The organism is Nonomuraea sp. NPDC003709 (assembly GCF_040610775.1).
Lineage (GTDB): Bacteria > Actinomycetota > Actinomycetes > Streptosporangiales > Streptosporangiaceae > Nonomuraea > Nonomuraea angiospora_A.
The window spans coordinates 13,037-27,646 of record NZ_JBEXMW010000028.1; the positions used below are offsets into that span (position 1 = coordinate 13,037).

10 protein-coding genes are annotated in these 14,610 nt (G+C 71.1%); 6 read left to right on the forward strand and 4 right to left on the reverse strand.

Annotation, left to right across the window (positions count from 1 at the left end; all coding sequences use genetic code 11):
- Positions 1 to 15 precede the first annotated feature (15 nt).
- The 3 genes from ABZX61_RS53785 to ABZX61_RS53795 all read left to right on the forward strand — a co-directional run bounded on the left by ABZX61_RS53785 (position 16) and on the right by ABZX61_RS53795 (position 6,366).
- Positions 16 to 4,278: a hypothetical protein gene (locus ABZX61_RS53785; protein ID WP_355207849.1), complete on the forward strand. Its 4,263-nt coding sequence runs from the start codon at positions 16 to 18 to the stop codon at positions 4,276 to 4,278.
- Positions 4,279 to 4,432: 154 nt separating this feature from the next.
- Positions 4,433 to 5,485, forward strand: a complete 1,053-nt coding sequence (locus tag ABZX61_RS53790; protein WP_350725276.1) for a LacI family DNA-binding transcriptional regulator — start codon at positions 4,433 to 4,435, stop codon at positions 5,483 to 5,485.
- A gap of 464 nt (positions 5,486 to 5,949) precedes the next feature.
- Positions 5,950 to 6,366 carry a prevent-host-death protein gene (locus ABZX61_RS53795; protein ID WP_355207853.1) on the forward strand — a complete coding sequence of 139 codons (417 nt, stop codon included), beginning with the start codon at positions 5,950 to 5,952 and terminating at the stop codon, positions 6,364 to 6,366.
- 129 nt (positions 6,367 to 6,495) lie between these two features.
- Here the strand turns inward: ABZX61_RS53795 and ABZX61_RS53800 are convergent, their stop codons facing one another.
- On the reverse strand, positions 6,496 to 7,413 hold the full coding sequence (locus ABZX61_RS53800; RefSeq protein WP_355207856.1) for an endonuclease/exonuclease/phosphatase family protein: 918 nt from the start codon (positions 7,411 to 7,413) through the stop codon (positions 6,496 to 6,498).
- Positions 7,414 to 7,733: 320 nt separating this feature from the next.
- Positions 7,734 to 9,023, reverse strand: a complete 1,290-nt coding sequence (locus ABZX61_RS53805) for an FAD-dependent monooxygenase (RefSeq protein ID WP_355207859.1) — start codon at positions 9,021 to 9,023, stop codon at positions 7,734 to 7,736.
- Between the two features lie 153 nt (positions 9,024 to 9,176).
- Between ABZX61_RS53805 and ABZX61_RS53810 the strand changes: the two genes are divergently transcribed.
- Positions 9,177 to 9,623 (forward strand): hypothetical protein, encoded by a 447-nt coding sequence (locus tag ABZX61_RS53810; RefSeq protein WP_355207862.1) that lies wholly within the window; start codon positions 9,177 to 9,179, stop codon positions 9,621 to 9,623.
- Positions 9,624 to 9,939: 316 nt separating this feature from the next.
- On the opposite strand, the gene ABZX61_RS53815 is transcribed toward ABZX61_RS53810, so the two are convergent.
- Positions 9,940 to 10,962 (reverse strand): LacI family DNA-binding transcriptional regulator, encoded by a 1,023-nt coding sequence (locus ABZX61_RS53815; RefSeq protein WP_350725267.1) that lies wholly within the window; start codon positions 10,960 to 10,962, stop codon positions 9,940 to 9,942.
- Between the two features lie 63 nt (positions 10,963 to 11,025).
- Complete coding sequence (locus tag ABZX61_RS53820) at positions 11,026 to 12,294, reverse strand: hypothetical protein (protein WP_355207866.1); 1,269 nt, start codon at positions 12,292 to 12,294, stop codon at positions 11,026 to 11,028.
- Between the two features lie 115 nt (positions 12,295 to 12,409).
- Here ABZX61_RS53820 and ABZX61_RS53825 point away from each other — a divergent pair, with 115 nt between their 5' ends.
- A complete protein-coding gene (locus ABZX61_RS53825; RefSeq protein ID WP_355207869.1) occupies positions 12,410 to 13,132 on the forward strand; it encodes a TetR/AcrR family transcriptional regulator in 723 nt (240 codons plus the stop codon).
- Positions 13,133 to 13,372: 240 nt separating this feature from the next.
- Complete coding sequence (locus ABZX61_RS53830) at positions 13,373 to 14,452, forward strand: serine hydrolase domain-containing protein (RefSeq protein WP_355207872.1); 1,080 nt, start codon at positions 13,373 to 13,375, stop codon at positions 14,450 to 14,452.
- The last annotated feature ends 158 nt before the right edge of the window (positions 14,453 to 14,610 follow it).

The window sequence follows — 14,610 nt, forward strand, 5'->3', positions numbered from 1 at the left end:
GCCGTGGAGCGCCGGATGACCGACGACGAATCCGCAACCGTCGAGAGGCCCCGACCGCGCTGGAACGGTCCACCTCTCCTGCTGTCGTCCGGCGGCGCCCGCGTCCTGGTGGCGGGCACGGGGACGCATCGGCCCGGGTCGCCGCTGCCGGCGGTGCCCGCCGTGCCGGCGACGGTCGCGGACGTCGGGCACTGCCTGGTCGAGCGCGGCGGGCTGGCGCAGGCCCACCTGACCGTACGGCTGGACCCGGCGACCCCCGCCGACCTGGGGCAGGCGCTGGACCGGCTGGCCCAGGAGGCGACGTCCGTCCTGATGTTCTACTACGTCGGCCACGGCCTGGTCGGCCCGGACAACGAGCTGCACCTGGCCACCCGCGCCACCGTGGACCTCGGCCGCGGCGCGCCCGGGTACCAGGCGCTGCCGTACGGGGTCGTGCGCCAGATCCTGTCCGCGTCGCGGGCCGAGCTCGTCGTCGTGGTCCTGGACTGCTGCTTCGCCGGCCGCGCCCGCGGGGCGTCGTCGCAGGCGGTGGAGCGGGTGTTCGACTCGATGTGGCAGGGGGCGTACCTGCTCACGTCGTCGAGCAGGGACGAGAACTCGTGGGCGCTGCCCGGCGTCCGGCACACGGCCTTCAGCGGCGCGCTGCTGCGGCTGCTGAACGCGGGTGACCCGGCGGGGCCCTCGGTGTTCACCCTGGATCACGTCTACCACAGCCTCGCCCGCAGGCTCCCCGACGCCGGTTTCCCCCGGCCCCGCCGCCAGGCCACCGACCTGGGCGATCGCCGCGCGTTCGCGGTCAACCCGGCCTACGTGGCCCCGCGCTCCCGGCCGGTCCCGCCGGTCGCGGAGCCCGGCGACGAGGCCGGCCCGTACCGGGGACTGGCCGTGTACGGGCCCGAGGACGCGGAGGTGTTCTTCGGGCGGCAGGAGCTGACCAGGTCGCTGGTGGCGCGGGTGCGGGAGGCGTTCGGGAGCGGACGCCCGCTGATCGTGACGGGTCCTTCGGGGGCGGGGAAGTCGTCGGTGCTGCGGGCCGGGCTGATCCCGGCGCTGCGGCACCAGATGGCGGAGGAGCTGTCGTGCGTCGTACTGGCCCCGGGCGCGGATCCGTCGGCGGAGCTGGCCCGCAGGGTGGCTCCGGGCGACCGGCGGTTACTGCTGGTGGTGGACCAGTTCGAGGAGGTCTTCACCGCGTGCGCGGACGAGCGGGCCAGGCGGCGCTTCGTCGAGGAGCTGGTCGCGCTCTCCAGGACTGCGGCCGTGGTGGCCTCCGTCCGGGCCGACTTCTTCGGGCACTGCGCGTCGTACCCGGGGCTGCTGGAGGCGATGCAGCGGCCCGCGATCGTCGGGCCCATGACCGTGACGCAGCTGCGCGCCGCGATCGAGGGCCCGGCCGCGCGGGCGGGGCTCTCGCTGGAGCCCGGGCTCACCGACCTGCTGCTCGAAGACGTCGGAGCCGGTGACGTGGAGCACTCCGGCGGCGTGCTGCCGCTGCTGTCCCACGCGCTGCTGGCCACCTGGCAGCGCCGTACGGAGCGAACGCTGACGATGGCCGCGTACCGGGCTTCGGGCGGCATCGCGCGGGCGCTGGCCACGAGCGCCGAGGAGACGCTGCGGCGCCTCGGCGCGGACGTGGAGCCGATCGCACGGGACCTGCTGGTACGGCTGGTGCACCTCGACGAGCAGACCGACGACACGAGGAAGCGGGTGGCCCTGGCCGACCTGGCTCCCGCGGGCGTCCCGCGGCGGGTCCTGGACGAGTTCGTGCGCGCGCGGCTCCTCACGGTGAACGAGGACGAGGCGGAGATCGCCCACGAGGCCCTCATCCGCGCCTGGCCCAGGCTCCGGAACTGGATCGAGACCAACCGGGTCGACCTGCTCGTCCGCCAGCGCCTGGCCGAGGACGCGGAGACGTGGCAGCGGCAGGGCCGGGACCCGGCGTACCTGTACGCGGACAGCCGCCTGGCGGCGGCACAGGCTGTTGCGCAGGGCGCGCGATCGGCGACCGAGCGGGCGTTCCTCGACGCGGCGCTGCGGCGGCGCAGACGGCGGACCTGGATCGTCCGCCAGGTGATCGCCGCGCTCACGGTCCTCCTCCTCGCCGCCGTGACCGCCGGCGTCCTGGCCCTGCGGCAGACCGCCGAGGTGACCAGGCAACGCGACCAGGCCGTCTCCACGCAGGTCGCCGACTCCGCCAACGGCGCCGCCGACGCCTCGCTCGGCGCCCAGCTCTCCCTGGTCTCCTACCGCATCGCCGACACCCCGGAAGCCCGCGGCGCGCTGCTCGGCACGCTGGCGCACCCGGTCGGCGCCCGCCTGATCGGGCACCGGGGCCCGGTCGAGTGGGTGTCCTACCGCCCCGACGGCCGCATGGTCGCCACCGCCTCCAGCGACGCCACCGCCCGGCTCTGGAACGTCTCCGACCTCGCCCGCCCCAAGGCCGTGAGCGAGCTCAAGGGCCACGCCGCGAGCGTGGTGCGAGCGGTGTTCAGCCCGGACGGGCGGGTGCTCGCGACCGCGTCCGTGGACCGGACCGCCCGGCTCTGGGACGTCTCCGACCCGGCCAGACCACGGGTCCTCGCCACGCTCAAGGGCCACACGAACAAGGTGAGCTCGGTCGCCTTCAGCCCCAAAGGAGGCGTCCTGGCCACCGTCTCCTTCGACGGCACCACCCGGCTGTGGAACATCGCCGACCCCGCCCGGCCCGCCCAGATCGCCCTCCTGCGGCAGAAGTACGTGCTCAACGACGTCGCCTTCAGCCCCGACGGGCGGCTGCTGGCGACCGCGGCGGGCGACGGAAGCACCACAATCTGGGACGTGCTGGACCCGGCGCGGCCCGGCGACCCGACGGTGCTGAGCGCGCCGGACGGCGGCAGCACCTGGAGCGTGACCTTCGACCCCGCCGGCCGCCGGCTCGCCACCGCCTCCACCACCGGCACGTTGTATCTCTGGGACGTCACCGCGGCCAAGCGCGTCGGCACCGCGCGGGGCCAGGGCTCCTTCGTGTACGACGTCACGTTCAGCCCCGACGGCGAGCTGCTGGCCAGCGCCGCCACCGACGCCACCGTCACCCTGTGGGACGTCTCGAACCCGGCCGAGCCGCGGCGCACGACCGCCCTGACCGGGTTCGCGAACACGGTGACCGCCGCCGCGTTCAGCCCGGACGGCCGGACGCTCGCCACGTCGTCGGCGGACACCATGACCAGGCTGTGGAACGTCTCCGACCCCGCCCGCGTCTCCTACCGCGCCGGCCTCGGCGAGCACACCGGCCCCGTCAACGCGCTCTCGATCTCCCCGGACGGCCGGATCATGGCCACCGCGTCCGGCGACAAGACCGTCAAGCTCTGGGACGTCTCCGACCCGGGCCTGGCCAGGTCGCTGTCCACGCTGTCCGGTCACACGGACATCGTCCAGACGGTCCGTTTCAGCGCGGACGGCCGCATGCTCGTCAGCGGCTCCTCCGACAACACGGCCAAGCTGTGGGACGTCTCCCGGCCGGCCGCCCCGAAGCTGCTGGCGACGATCAGGAAGCACGTGAACGTCGTGGAGTCCGGCGCGTTCAGCCCGGACGGGCGGACGGTGGTGACGACGTCGCGGGACGGCCGCACCTACCTGTGGGACCTGACCGATCCCCAGGCTCCCAAGCTGGTCTCCTCGCCGGGCGACGCCGACAACTGGCTGAACGCCGCCATGTTCAGCCCCGACGGCCGCGTGCTCGCGATCGGCTCGGGGACCGGGGCCATCCGGCTCTGGGAGGTGTCCAAGCCCGCCGCTCCGCGGCTGCTGGCCAACTACCCCGCGCACACCAACAGCGTGCTGGGGCTGACGTACAGCCGGGACGGCAGGACGCTGGCGTCGGTGGGCTCCGACGGGACGGCCCGGCTCTGGGACCTCACCCACCCCGAGCGGCCGGCGCAGGTCGCGGTCCTGCTGGGGCACACGGGCGCGGTGGACAGCGTGGCCTTCACCGCCGACGGGCGCAGGCTGGCCACGGGGGCGCGCGACGGCACCATCCGGATCTGGAACCTCGCCGACCGGACCCGGCCGGTCACGTGGGCGGTGCTCGCCGGGTCCAACTGGGTCAACGGAGTGGCGTTCACGCCGGACGGGAACGTGCTGGCCAGCGCGTCGGGCAACGGGACGGCGCAGCTCTGGAGCATGGACGTGGAGCAGGCGCGGCAGCACGTTTGCGAGGTGTCCGGAATGACCATCACCCGGAGCGAGTGGGCCCAGTACGTGCCCGGGCTCCCGTACAGCCCGCCCTGCCAGGCCGGGTGACGCCGGCCGTGGAGATCGCGCGTCTTGCGCCCGCGGATCTCCCTGGCCATAGACTTCGGTGAGATGGCGTAATCTCCCATGATCCACCCGCACTGCTCCGTCTGCCGAAAACCGTGAAGGGCCGACCTTGTCGCGAAAAGTAAGCACAAAAGGCGTGCTCACCGACGACGAGCGTGTCACGATCCGCGACGTGGCCGCCCGGGCAGGCGTGTCGGCCACCACGGTCTCCAGGGTGATCAAGGGTGACTACCCGGTCGCCCAGGCCACCAGGACGCGGGTGCTGCGGGCGATGCGCGACCTCGACTACGTGCTCAACGTGCACGCCCGCGCCCTGTCGGGGGCGAGCACGAAGACGGTGGCGTTCGTGCTGGACGACGTCACGGGGCCGTCCTTCGCGTACGTGGCCAAGGGCGTCGAGCAGCAGGCCACCGCCGAGGGGCGGCTGTGCATGGTGTGCACCACCCACGGCGACCCGGCCAGGGAGCTGGCCGTCGTGGAGGCGATGCGCGAGCAGCGGGCCGACGCGGTGATCCTGGTGGGGGGCGGCTCGCTGGACGACACGTACCGCGAGCGCATGTCCCACTTCGCCCACGCCCTCGACAAGGCGGGCTCCCGGCTGGTGCTGTGCGGGCGGCCGCCGCTCGGGGACGACGTGCCCACGACCGTCGTCGAGTACGACAACGAGGGCGGCGCCTACGCCATGACCAGCCACCTGCTGTCGCAGGGCCACCGGCACATCGCCCTGCTCGGCGCCTCGTCCCCCGCCGACCGCAGCACCACGAAGGTCGACCGGGAACGCGGGTTCGTGCGGGCGCACGAGTCCTTCGGGGTGCCGTACGACCCCGACCTGGTCATCCCGGCGGGGTTCGGCCGCGCCGACGGCTACGAGAGCACGCGCCGGCTGATCGCGCTCGGGACGCGGTTCACCGCGGTGTTCGCGGCCACCGACATGGTGGCCATCGGGGTGCTGGCGGCACTGCGGGAGGCGGGGCTGCGGGTGCCCGACGACGTGTCGCTCGTCGGTTACGACGACATCCCGTTCGCCGCCGACCTGGAGCCGGGGCTGACGACGGTGCACATCCCGACGGAGGAGCTGGGGCGGACGGCGGTCCGGCTCGCGCTGAATCGCGAGGAACGCCAGCACGTGGTCCTCGGCACCCACATCGTCGTCCGCAACTCCGTCCGTCCCCCGCTGCGAGGGCAGTAGGTGGGCCGGGGCTCGCCCGCCCGTTGCCCGTCTGGGTGGTAGGCCTGCTGGACCCCGCCCCGGCCAAAGGTCTTCGCCATGAGAGCGCTTCGCGCTCGGGGGCTCAGGCGTTCTTGTTCAGGCGCCTTCGGCGCGACGACACCTTCGGTGTCCGGTCGCGCGCCCACCCCTTGACCGTCTGAGTGGTCGGCCGACTGATGCCCACCCCGGACCGGGATGCCACCGGCACCGTCGTTGGCCGACGGGCAATGGCGTAGTCGGCGGCCGAGTCGCCGAAGCACATCCAGACGCCAATCCCGATCCGGGGAAAGAGTCGGTCTCATGTCCGCGCAACCCGCGAACGGATAAGAGCACTAGCGAGCCAAAGTTCGGAACGTCATCCGAGGCGTCGTCACAGGCACGTAGCGTACGACGTACTTGACCAAGGAAGGCCTCGTAGAGGCACGTTCAGCGGAGGTGTCACAATGTCTGCCGTTCATTTCGGCAGCTACGCCGAGGCCCGTGCGCATCTCAATGCACTCTTGGACGCGGCTGAGCGCGGCCGTGTGGCCACAGTGCGTCGCGAGTCGGCCACGACAGCCCTCGTAGACGTCGATAGATTGCGCCACCATCTCGCCGCGTTCACTCCATCGCGCGCACAGCCGGTTCCCGAGGACGGCGGCTGGTCGATCTTCATTCCTGGCCTGCCCCTCGCAGCCGACGGCCGGACCTTCGACGAGGCCGTCATCGAGATGGTCGATGCGCTGCGCGAATACGCCGAAGACTGGCAGGACCGCTTGTTCGACACCCCCGACCACCGCGAGAACTGGGGGCTGGTGCAGTTGATCAGCCTCAGTGATGACGATCAGCTGCGTGAATGGCTGGTGGGGAAGGCCCGGTGACCTGGCCCCGGCCCACGCGTGAGGGCCACGATCGGTTCTGCCGGATCGAAGGCCGGCGTCCGGCACGGGACGCTCGCGGGCGAAGCCGCACGGGCCACCTGATCTTTGGGTAACGCGCCGCGTCCTGGATCAGAGGCGGATGTCGGCGGCGATCGGTAGGTGATCGCTGCCCGTCCTGGGTAGCGATCGGATCTTGGTCACGGTCATTCCGCGGGTCAGGATTTGGTCGATGCGCGCCAGCGGGGCGCGCGCCGGCCAGCTGAAGGCGAAATCGCGAGGTGGGGCTGCCATCAGCGAGGCGACCGGGCGCAACCCCCGGTCGTCCACGGTGCTGTTGAGGTCGCCGAGCAGAAGGATGCGATCGACCGGCTCGGCTGCCAGCACGGCGCCGAGCCGGTGGGCGCTCTCGTCTCGGCGTACGGAATCGAAGCCTCCCAGACCGATTCGCACCGACGGCAGGTGAGCAACGTAGATCGCGATGTCACCCTGCGGGGTTCGGGCTACCACGCGCAGGCCGCGGTTCCAGTCTGGGCCGACGCCGTGCGGACGGATGTCCACCAGTGCCGCCTCGGCGAGGGGGTAGCGGGACCAGAGGCCGACCGTGCCTTGCACCGTCCAATACGGGTACTCGACGCCCAACGCGGTGGCCCAGGCCGGGCGCGCCGCCGGCACGAGCTCCTCCAGGCCGATGACGTCCGGCCGGGCCGCGATCAGCTTGCGCGCGGTGCCGGCCGGGTCGGCGTTCTCGTCACTGACGTTGTGCTGTACCGCGACCAGGTGATGCGGCTGGTCCCCACGGGGCAACAAATGCCCGCCGAACTGGGTAAGCCAGGCGACCGTCGGCACCAACGTGGCCAGCGCGCCCGCCATGGAGCGCCGCCACCAGGCCAGGCCGAGCAGCACCGGGACGGCCAGCGCGAGCCACGGTAGGAACGTCTCGGCCAGGCTGCCGAAGTGACCGATCCCGTTCGGCACGGATCGGGGGAAGGCGATGACGGTCGCGGTCAGCGCCGCGAGTGCGACCAGGAGTAAACGGAAGATCGGCACGGCGAGATCCTTGCAGGCTTTGGTGCGATCCGGATCCCCTCTTGATCATGTCGCGCGTATTCGCTGCTCCATGGCCATCCGGTGGCAAGGCCCTCCGCAGGTGGGTCCCGCTCACCTAAGTCCGAACGCTTCGGCCCTTATGACGCCCACCAGCCCATCAACCAACTGCCGCTGTCTTGTCAATTTTCCGAGTCAACACCGCCTCACCGGAACGCGGCGTGGCCGCCGAACGGGCGCTCCAACGCGCGCTTCGCGGCATGAGCGGAGGTCGTCCGGCGGTGTCCCACCGAAGCGTGGTCCCTCTCGACGTTATGTGACACCTACCGCTTGGCCGACGAGGTGATCGGCGATCCGGCCGGGGCCGCGGAGTCCGGCACCCCCGCGTAGTCGGGCAGCTCGATGCCGTTGATCGCGCGCCCGACCAGCTCGGCGAACCATTCGCCGGCGAAATCGGGGCTCGGCTCGGCGTCTGGCCCGGAGACGTCGCGGCTGCGGGCGTTCAACCGGCCGATCTCCTGGTTGGCCTCGACGAACGAGCGCATCCGCGCCTCGTAGCGGGCGAACCCGGCGTCGGGGTCCCATCCGGCGGCGGCCAGCTCTCCGGCCAGCACGTAGGCGCCGACCAGCGCCAGCCCGGTGCCCTGCCCCGACATCGGCGAGGAGCTGAACGCCGCGTCCCCGAGCAGCGCCACCCGTCCACTCGACCAGCGCTCCATCACCACCTGGGCAACCTGGTCGAGGTAGAAGTCCGGGGTGTCGTCCAGGTGCGCGAGGATGTCCGGGGTCAACCAGCCCAGGCCCGCCATCCGCTCACGCAGCAGGACCTTCTGGGCCGCGACGTCACGGTAGTCGACGTCGACGTCGGCCGAGGGGAAGTAGAACATGGCCATCGCCCGGGTGGCGTCCTGGATGGGCCGCAGGAGGGCAGAGCGCCCGGACTCCTGATCCTGGTACTCGAGCAGCCAGCGGTCCAGCCCGAACTCGTTGGGCACACTGTAGAAGGCCAGCACGTGCCCGAGGTGGCGGAGGAACCGCTCATGCGGCCCGAAGACCATCGCTCGCAGCTCCGAGTGCAACCCGTCGGCCCCGACCACCAGGTCGAAGCGCCGCCGGTCGCCGCCCGCGAAGACCACGTCGACCCCGTCCGCGTCCTGGGCGAGCTCCGCGATTCGGTCGCCGAAGACGTACTCGACGCCGTCGCGGGTGTCGTCGTAGAGCACCTGGGCCAGGTCCCCGCGCAGGATCTCGATGTCCGCGATGAACCCGTCGCCACCGTCGTCGTCGGCACGGAAGGTCTCCAGCACTTGCCCGTCCGCGTCCACGGTGTGCGCGCCGGCGGTGTCGGTGCACGCCGCACGCACCGCCGCGTCCAGCCCCATGCGCCCGATGACCTCCCTGGCGACCCCGCGCGCGTCCACCCCCTGCCCGCCGGGACGCAGCTCAGGAGCCCGCTCCACCACGGTCACCTCGGCCCCCCGCCGACGCAGCCAATGGGCCAGCGCGGGTCCCGCGATGCTCGCCCCCGCCACCAACACCCTGGGACCGCTCACCCGCGTCCCCTGCCCGCCAGTCCGGATGGTGTGCTCCTGCTTGGAGTCGTCGACGCTCATCACTGCCTCCATATGTTTCCCCCCGCGCTGGGACGTTCCCAGCACAGGCCCACCGCTGTCGGTCGGTCCAGCCGTATAGACCACGGGTCCGCACAAAACTCATCGGCACGACCGAAATCGCGTCCACGCTCCCACAAACACCCTGAACTCGGCATGTGCGACCGGACGAACCTGATGGGCCGATTCGCCGAACACGCCGAGGCTTGGACCAGTGGCGATTGGGAGCCGAACGAGACCGACGGATGGCATCCCGCGAGCGTCGACGACCTCACGGTCATAGCAACGTGGGATGCGGTCCATGGCGTGACACTCCAGGTCCACCGGCACGAGCTTGGCGACGCGGCGCAGGACTACCTGCCTTCCCTCATCGTGAAGAGCTTCACTTACACCCGCGAGAACGCCAACCCGGCCTGGGGCATCGACGTCATCACCATCACGGCCTCCGGAACGGAGGTCATCGAAGAACACACCGTCGACGGCGTCACGCGCAGTGACAGCCATGGCCGGAGCTTCGTCGATGAGTTCGAGGGGGAACTGCACTTGCGCAGGCGCGACCTTGATTACGCCCGCGAAGGCTACGAGGGTGTCGTTTCCCACTGACATCGCATGACGAACAACACCACGCGAGACTCACTCGCAGAATTGATCACAAAAGTGAGTCATGGCCCAATTGCCCGTCGGCCAACGACGGTGCCGGTGGCATCCCGGTCCGGGGTGGGCATCAGTTCAGCCACCCAGACGGTCAAGGGGCGGGCGCGCGACTGGACACCGAAGGTGTCGTCGCGCCGAAGGCGCCTGAACAAGAACGCCTGAGCCCCCGAGCGCGAAGCGCTCTCATGGCGAACACCTTTGGCCGGGGCGGGGTCCAGCAGGCCGACCACCCGGACGGGCAACGGGTGGGCGAGCCCAGGCCCACCTACTGCCGTGGTGGGGCGGTGGACTCGCGGATGATCAGGCGGGGTGGGACCAGGGAGATGTCCGGTTGCGGCTGGCCGCTCAGTTCGGCGAGCGCCGCGTGGAAGCATGCCCGGCCCAGCCCCACGAAGTCCATGCGTACGGTCGTCAGCGCCGGGGTCCAGAAGGCCGAGCCAGGGATGTCGTCGAAGCCCACGATGCTGACGTCCCCGGGAACGTCCTTGCCCGCGTCGTAGAGCGCCCGCCGTACCCCCTGCGCGATGTCGTCGTTGCCGCACAGGATCGCCGTCACCCCGGGCGAGCGGGCCAGCCGCTCCCCCGCCGCGTACGCCGACTCGATGTCCCACCCGCACCCCAGCACCGAGGGGATCTCCGCTCCCGCCTGCCGCAGCGCGTCGCGCCACCCCGCGTGCCGCCCGCCGGCCCGGCCCTCGGACGGGATGGCCACGTGGTGGACGGTACGGTGCCCCAGGTCGAGCAGGTGCTGGGTGGCGTCGGCGGCGGCCCTGCGCTCGTCCAGCGCGATCGCCACCCGCCCCAGATCGGGTGCGACCGGCTCGGCGGCCACCACGGCCGGGATGTGCGGCGGCAGCGCCTGCGCCACCGCCGTACCCAGCGGGTCGAACGCGATCACCACCAGGCCGCCCGCGCTCGGATCGCTGACGTAGTCGACCGTCTGCCGGACCTCGGCCGACTCCACGACCCTGATCCCCAGCGCCACGCCCTCGGTCCTGGCGGCCTCCTCGATGCCCTGGAGGGTGGAGGCGTACCCGTACAGCATGGTGTTGGAGGTCACGACGGTGACGCCGCTGGCGCGGCCGAGGCCGAGCGCCCGGGCGGCCCGGTTGGGGCGGAACCCCAGCCGGTCGATCGCGGCCAGCACCGCGGCCCGGGTGTCGGGCCGCACCCGGGGTGAGTCGTTCAGCACGCGGGAGACGGTCTGATGCGAGACGCCGGCCGCGGCGGCGACGTCGCGGATGCTCGGGACGGCCCCTTTACGGACATGTCGGGGGCTCGTGGTCACGGTCACATGGTAGTCGGGCCCAAGAGCGGAGGTCGGGAGGCTCCAGGTCCCCGGAAGTGCCGGTCAGTCGGCTCGTACGGGCTGCTGGTAGTTGTTCAGGAGGGTGAAGTGCTCCCTCGACTCCGCCGGGATCGGGCCGATCTCCACGGGTGCGGAGGGGGAGATCAGGTCGGCGCGGTAGAGCTTGGCCGTGGCGGGGTCGTCGTTCTCGTTGGCCGCGATGATCAGGGAGCGGCGGTCCCGGGAGACGGCCGCCGTGATGATCGACGACTCGGTCGCCGGGGCGATCTCGTTCTTCACCTTCACCTCGGTGTGCTGCACGTAATCGAGGTCGTTCCGGGCGAGCCGGGCGTTGATCCGCGCGGTGTAGAAGTCGTTGCTCCCGCCCGCGCAGAGCAGGTCAGTGGCGTTGATCCAGGCGAGCGGGTCGCAGTGGCGCAGGCCGCCGTCACGTACGACGATCTTCATGCCGAACGGCAGTTGGAGCGGAGCGTCCTCATAGCGGTCCACCGTGTTCCCGAGGATGTCCAGTTCGGCCCCTTGGACCAGGTTGATCCCCACGGCCGCCCGGCTGGGGTTCGCCGCGAACCTCCCGGAGGGATGGACGGTGCCCGGGCACATGACGGCGATCGATCCCACGACGCGGTAGAAGGTGTCGTCGTTGCTGTTGGTGAAACAGGCCAGGCTGATCTTGCGCGGAGTCAGCCGACCGTTCGGGTCCGCCGAGAAGTACTGCTGGGAGTCGCGCAGGAACCAGAACGACCCGTCGGGCGTGAATCCGGGGTACTTGTCGGAGAACGTCTCTTTGACGTATCCCTTCTTGTTCGACCTGTCGGTGAGGTCCGTGAACGTCCCGGTGCCGAGGTCGAGCCAGCCGACGTGCGTCGGGTCTCCGCTGGACGGGAAGTCCACCTGGACGGCGACCCGGCGGCCGTCCGGCGAGACCGGGCTGACGCCGGGATCTCCCTCCTCACCGCACAGGCTGCGCACGACGGCCTTCTCTCCGCCCGCCGTCGCGGCGATCTCGGTCAGGAGCGGCGCGAGCGTCACGCTGGAGAAGCTCGCGACACCGGTACGGAAGGCGTCGTCGTAGGCCGTGGCCCGCCACCCGTCGTCATTCCACGAGCAGGCGACCGGCCCCTGGGCGGCGAGCACGGCCGGAAGGCTCTTCGCCGCCTCAGCCAGTGCCGTCTTCCTGGCGTCCGGAGTGGGGGTGGAGGCGCGCGGGCTCGGCTGGGACAGGGCGACGGGGCCGGAGGCCGCCGAACAGCCGGTTGCCGCCAGGAGGAGCGCGACCGCCGTCGCCGGCCAGCCACCGCTACGGGAACTCATCCAAGATCTCCTTCACGCCTTCAATGATGATCCTTAAAAGAGTGAATACCATTAACCATGTGTCGCCCATTCACCGCAAGTGGCCGCGGCAGGCGAGACCAGACAAGATGGTCGGGTGACAGCGTTGACGCGACGGGAACGACTGCGGGCCGAGCTCGAACGCGACGCCAAGGCCGCCGCCCGCAGGATTGCCGCGGAGGAGGGCATCGAGGGCCTCACCCTCGCCGCCGTGGCCCGCGGCGTCGGCGTGACGCCCCCGGCCCTCTACCGCTACTTCAACGGCAGGGCGGGCCTCATCCGCGCCATCTACGACGACATCACCGCGGAGTTCATCGACACCGTGGACCGGGCCGCGCGGCGCCAGGACCCTGACGACGTCAGCGCCCAGCTGCACGCCGCCACCCAGGCCGTGCTCGACTGGTCGCTGGCCAACAAGGTCGAGTTCGACCTGCTCATGGGAGCCGGGTTCGCCAAGATCGCCGAGTCGGAGGAGGGCATCCCGGTGGTCATCGCGCGCGAGCTGGGCGGCCTGTTCGGGCAGCTGTTCGCCCGCCTGTGGAACGAGGGGCGGCTGACCTGCCCGGCGGACGAGGAGATCGACCCCGTCCTGGCAACCCAGTTGCGCACCTACCGCTCGGAAGTCGGCCTGGAGTTCCCCATCGGCGTGGTGTTCCTCATGGTCGTCTGCTGGCGGCAGATCTACGGGCTGCTCTGCATGGCCGTGTACGGGCACCACAAGTTCGCCTTCGACGACCTGCAGCCGCTGTTCGAGCACATGATCGACGACCTGCTCGGCCTCCTCGGGCTCAAGCGGAGCCCCAACCTGCGCCTGCGGTGAAAGGGGCTCCTCCCGCAGGTGACCTCAGCCGGCGGGTTGAGGTCACCAACGTCGCGCAGCCGGATCCCGGCCTTCTTGCGAGCGGGTCAGGCCGGTCGGCTCGGTAGGTGTCAGTGTGGACGAGGCCAGGAGCACGGGTGCTTGGCCTCGGCCCGGGGTGGACAAGGTAGGGAAGACCTCCACCCCAACAGGCAGGTAGGCATGACTGAACATGAGTGATCTTCCCGCCACATTAGAGGCATGAAGAGATTGCTCGCCGCCGCTGTCGCCGGCTGTCTGGTCATCGCCCCTGTAGCTCCCGCCTTCGCTGCCGCCGCAACGCCCTCGCCGCAGTCCCGCCTTGACCGGCTCACCACCGAGGACGGCATGGCGGGCGCGTTGAGCCAGGTGCGGACCCCGGGCGGCACGACCGTGACCCTGCATTCCGGCACCGCGGAGCGGGGCACCGGCCAGCCGATGATCGGCCCCGAGGGCCGGTTCCGGATCGCCAGCGCGAGCAAGCCGATCATCGCCGCCACCGTGCTGCGGCTGGTCGATCAGAAGAAGATCGACCTGGACGCGCCGGTGGAGCATTATCTGCCCGGCGTGCTGCGCGGCAGGGGCGACGGTGCGGCGATCGACGGGCGGAAGATCACCGTGCGGATGCTGCTGCAGCAGACCAGTGGCCTGCCCGAATTCCTCAACGCGATCGAGTGGAAGGAGCCGTTCCCGGACTTCCTGCAGGTGGCGCTCGCGCTCAAGCCCACGCCCCGCGGCTCGTTCGCCTACGCCAACACCAACTACCTGGTCCTCGGCATGATCGTGACCGAGGTGACCGGCAAGGACTTCCGGCAGGCGAGCCGGGAGCTGATCTTGAAGCCGTACGGGATGCGGAACACGTACTGGCCGGCCAAGGGCGAGGACGGCATCCGCGGCCCGCACGCCCACACCTACGGGGTGCACCCCGGCCGCCCGCAGGACGGCGAGGTGGATCTGACCGACCGGCTGCCCACGTACGAGTTCGGGCCCAGCGGCGGTCTGGTCTCCACGCCGGAGGACCTCAACCGGTTCTGGCGCAAGGCCCCGCTGGGCAAAATGATCGCCAGCACGGTGCCGGTCGAGCAGGAAGGCTGGCCCGAAGGCGCCCGCTACGGCTACGGGGTGGCCCGGATGGAGTCGGGCTGCGGCTATGCCTACTTCGGCGCCGGCGACATGCCGGGGGCAGCGGTGTTCAGCGGCCGGGACCGGGCCGGGCGCGCGGCCACCGTCTACGTCACGGGCGTCCCCGAGAAGCGGCAGCACCTGATCGACGCCTTCGTCGCCGCCATGTGCGACCGCTGAGTCTGAGTCGGCCAAGCGGACCGTTATCCCACCAGCGCCCCAGCGAGATCGTTCTCATCGATTACAGCTGCTTTGGAGCTCGTCGCTCGCGGGGTCCTGGTCTTCGGCGCGGCCATCCGTCCGTCGATGGCATGCCTTTACGGGGGCATTGCGGAAAC

Excerpts from the sequence above, each read along its gene's own strand:
- ABZX61_RS53795 (WP_355207853.1), top strand. The coding sequence starts at position 5,950 with ATGTCTGCCGTTCATTTCGGCAGCTACGCCGAGGCCCGTGCGCATCTC.
- ABZX61_RS53830 (WP_355207872.1), top strand. The coding sequence starts at position 13,373 with ATGAAGAGATTGCTCGCCGCCGCTGTCGCCGGCTGTCTGGTCATCGCC.
- ABZX61_RS53805 (WP_355207859.1), bottom strand. The coding sequence starts at position 9,023 with ATGAGCGTCGACGACTCCAAGCAGGAGCACACCATCCGGACTGGCGGG.
- ABZX61_RS53785 (WP_355207849.1), top strand. The coding sequence starts at position 16 with ATGACCGACGACGAATCCGCAACCGTCGAGAGGCCCCGACCGCGCTGG.
- ABZX61_RS53810 (WP_355207862.1), top strand. The coding sequence starts at position 9,177 with ATGTGCGACCGGACGAACCTGATGGGCCGATTCGCCGAACACGCCGAG.
- ABZX61_RS53820 (WP_355207866.1), bottom strand. The coding sequence starts at position 12,294 with ATGAGTTCCCGTAGCGGTGGCTGGCCGGCGACGGCGGTCGCGCTCCTC.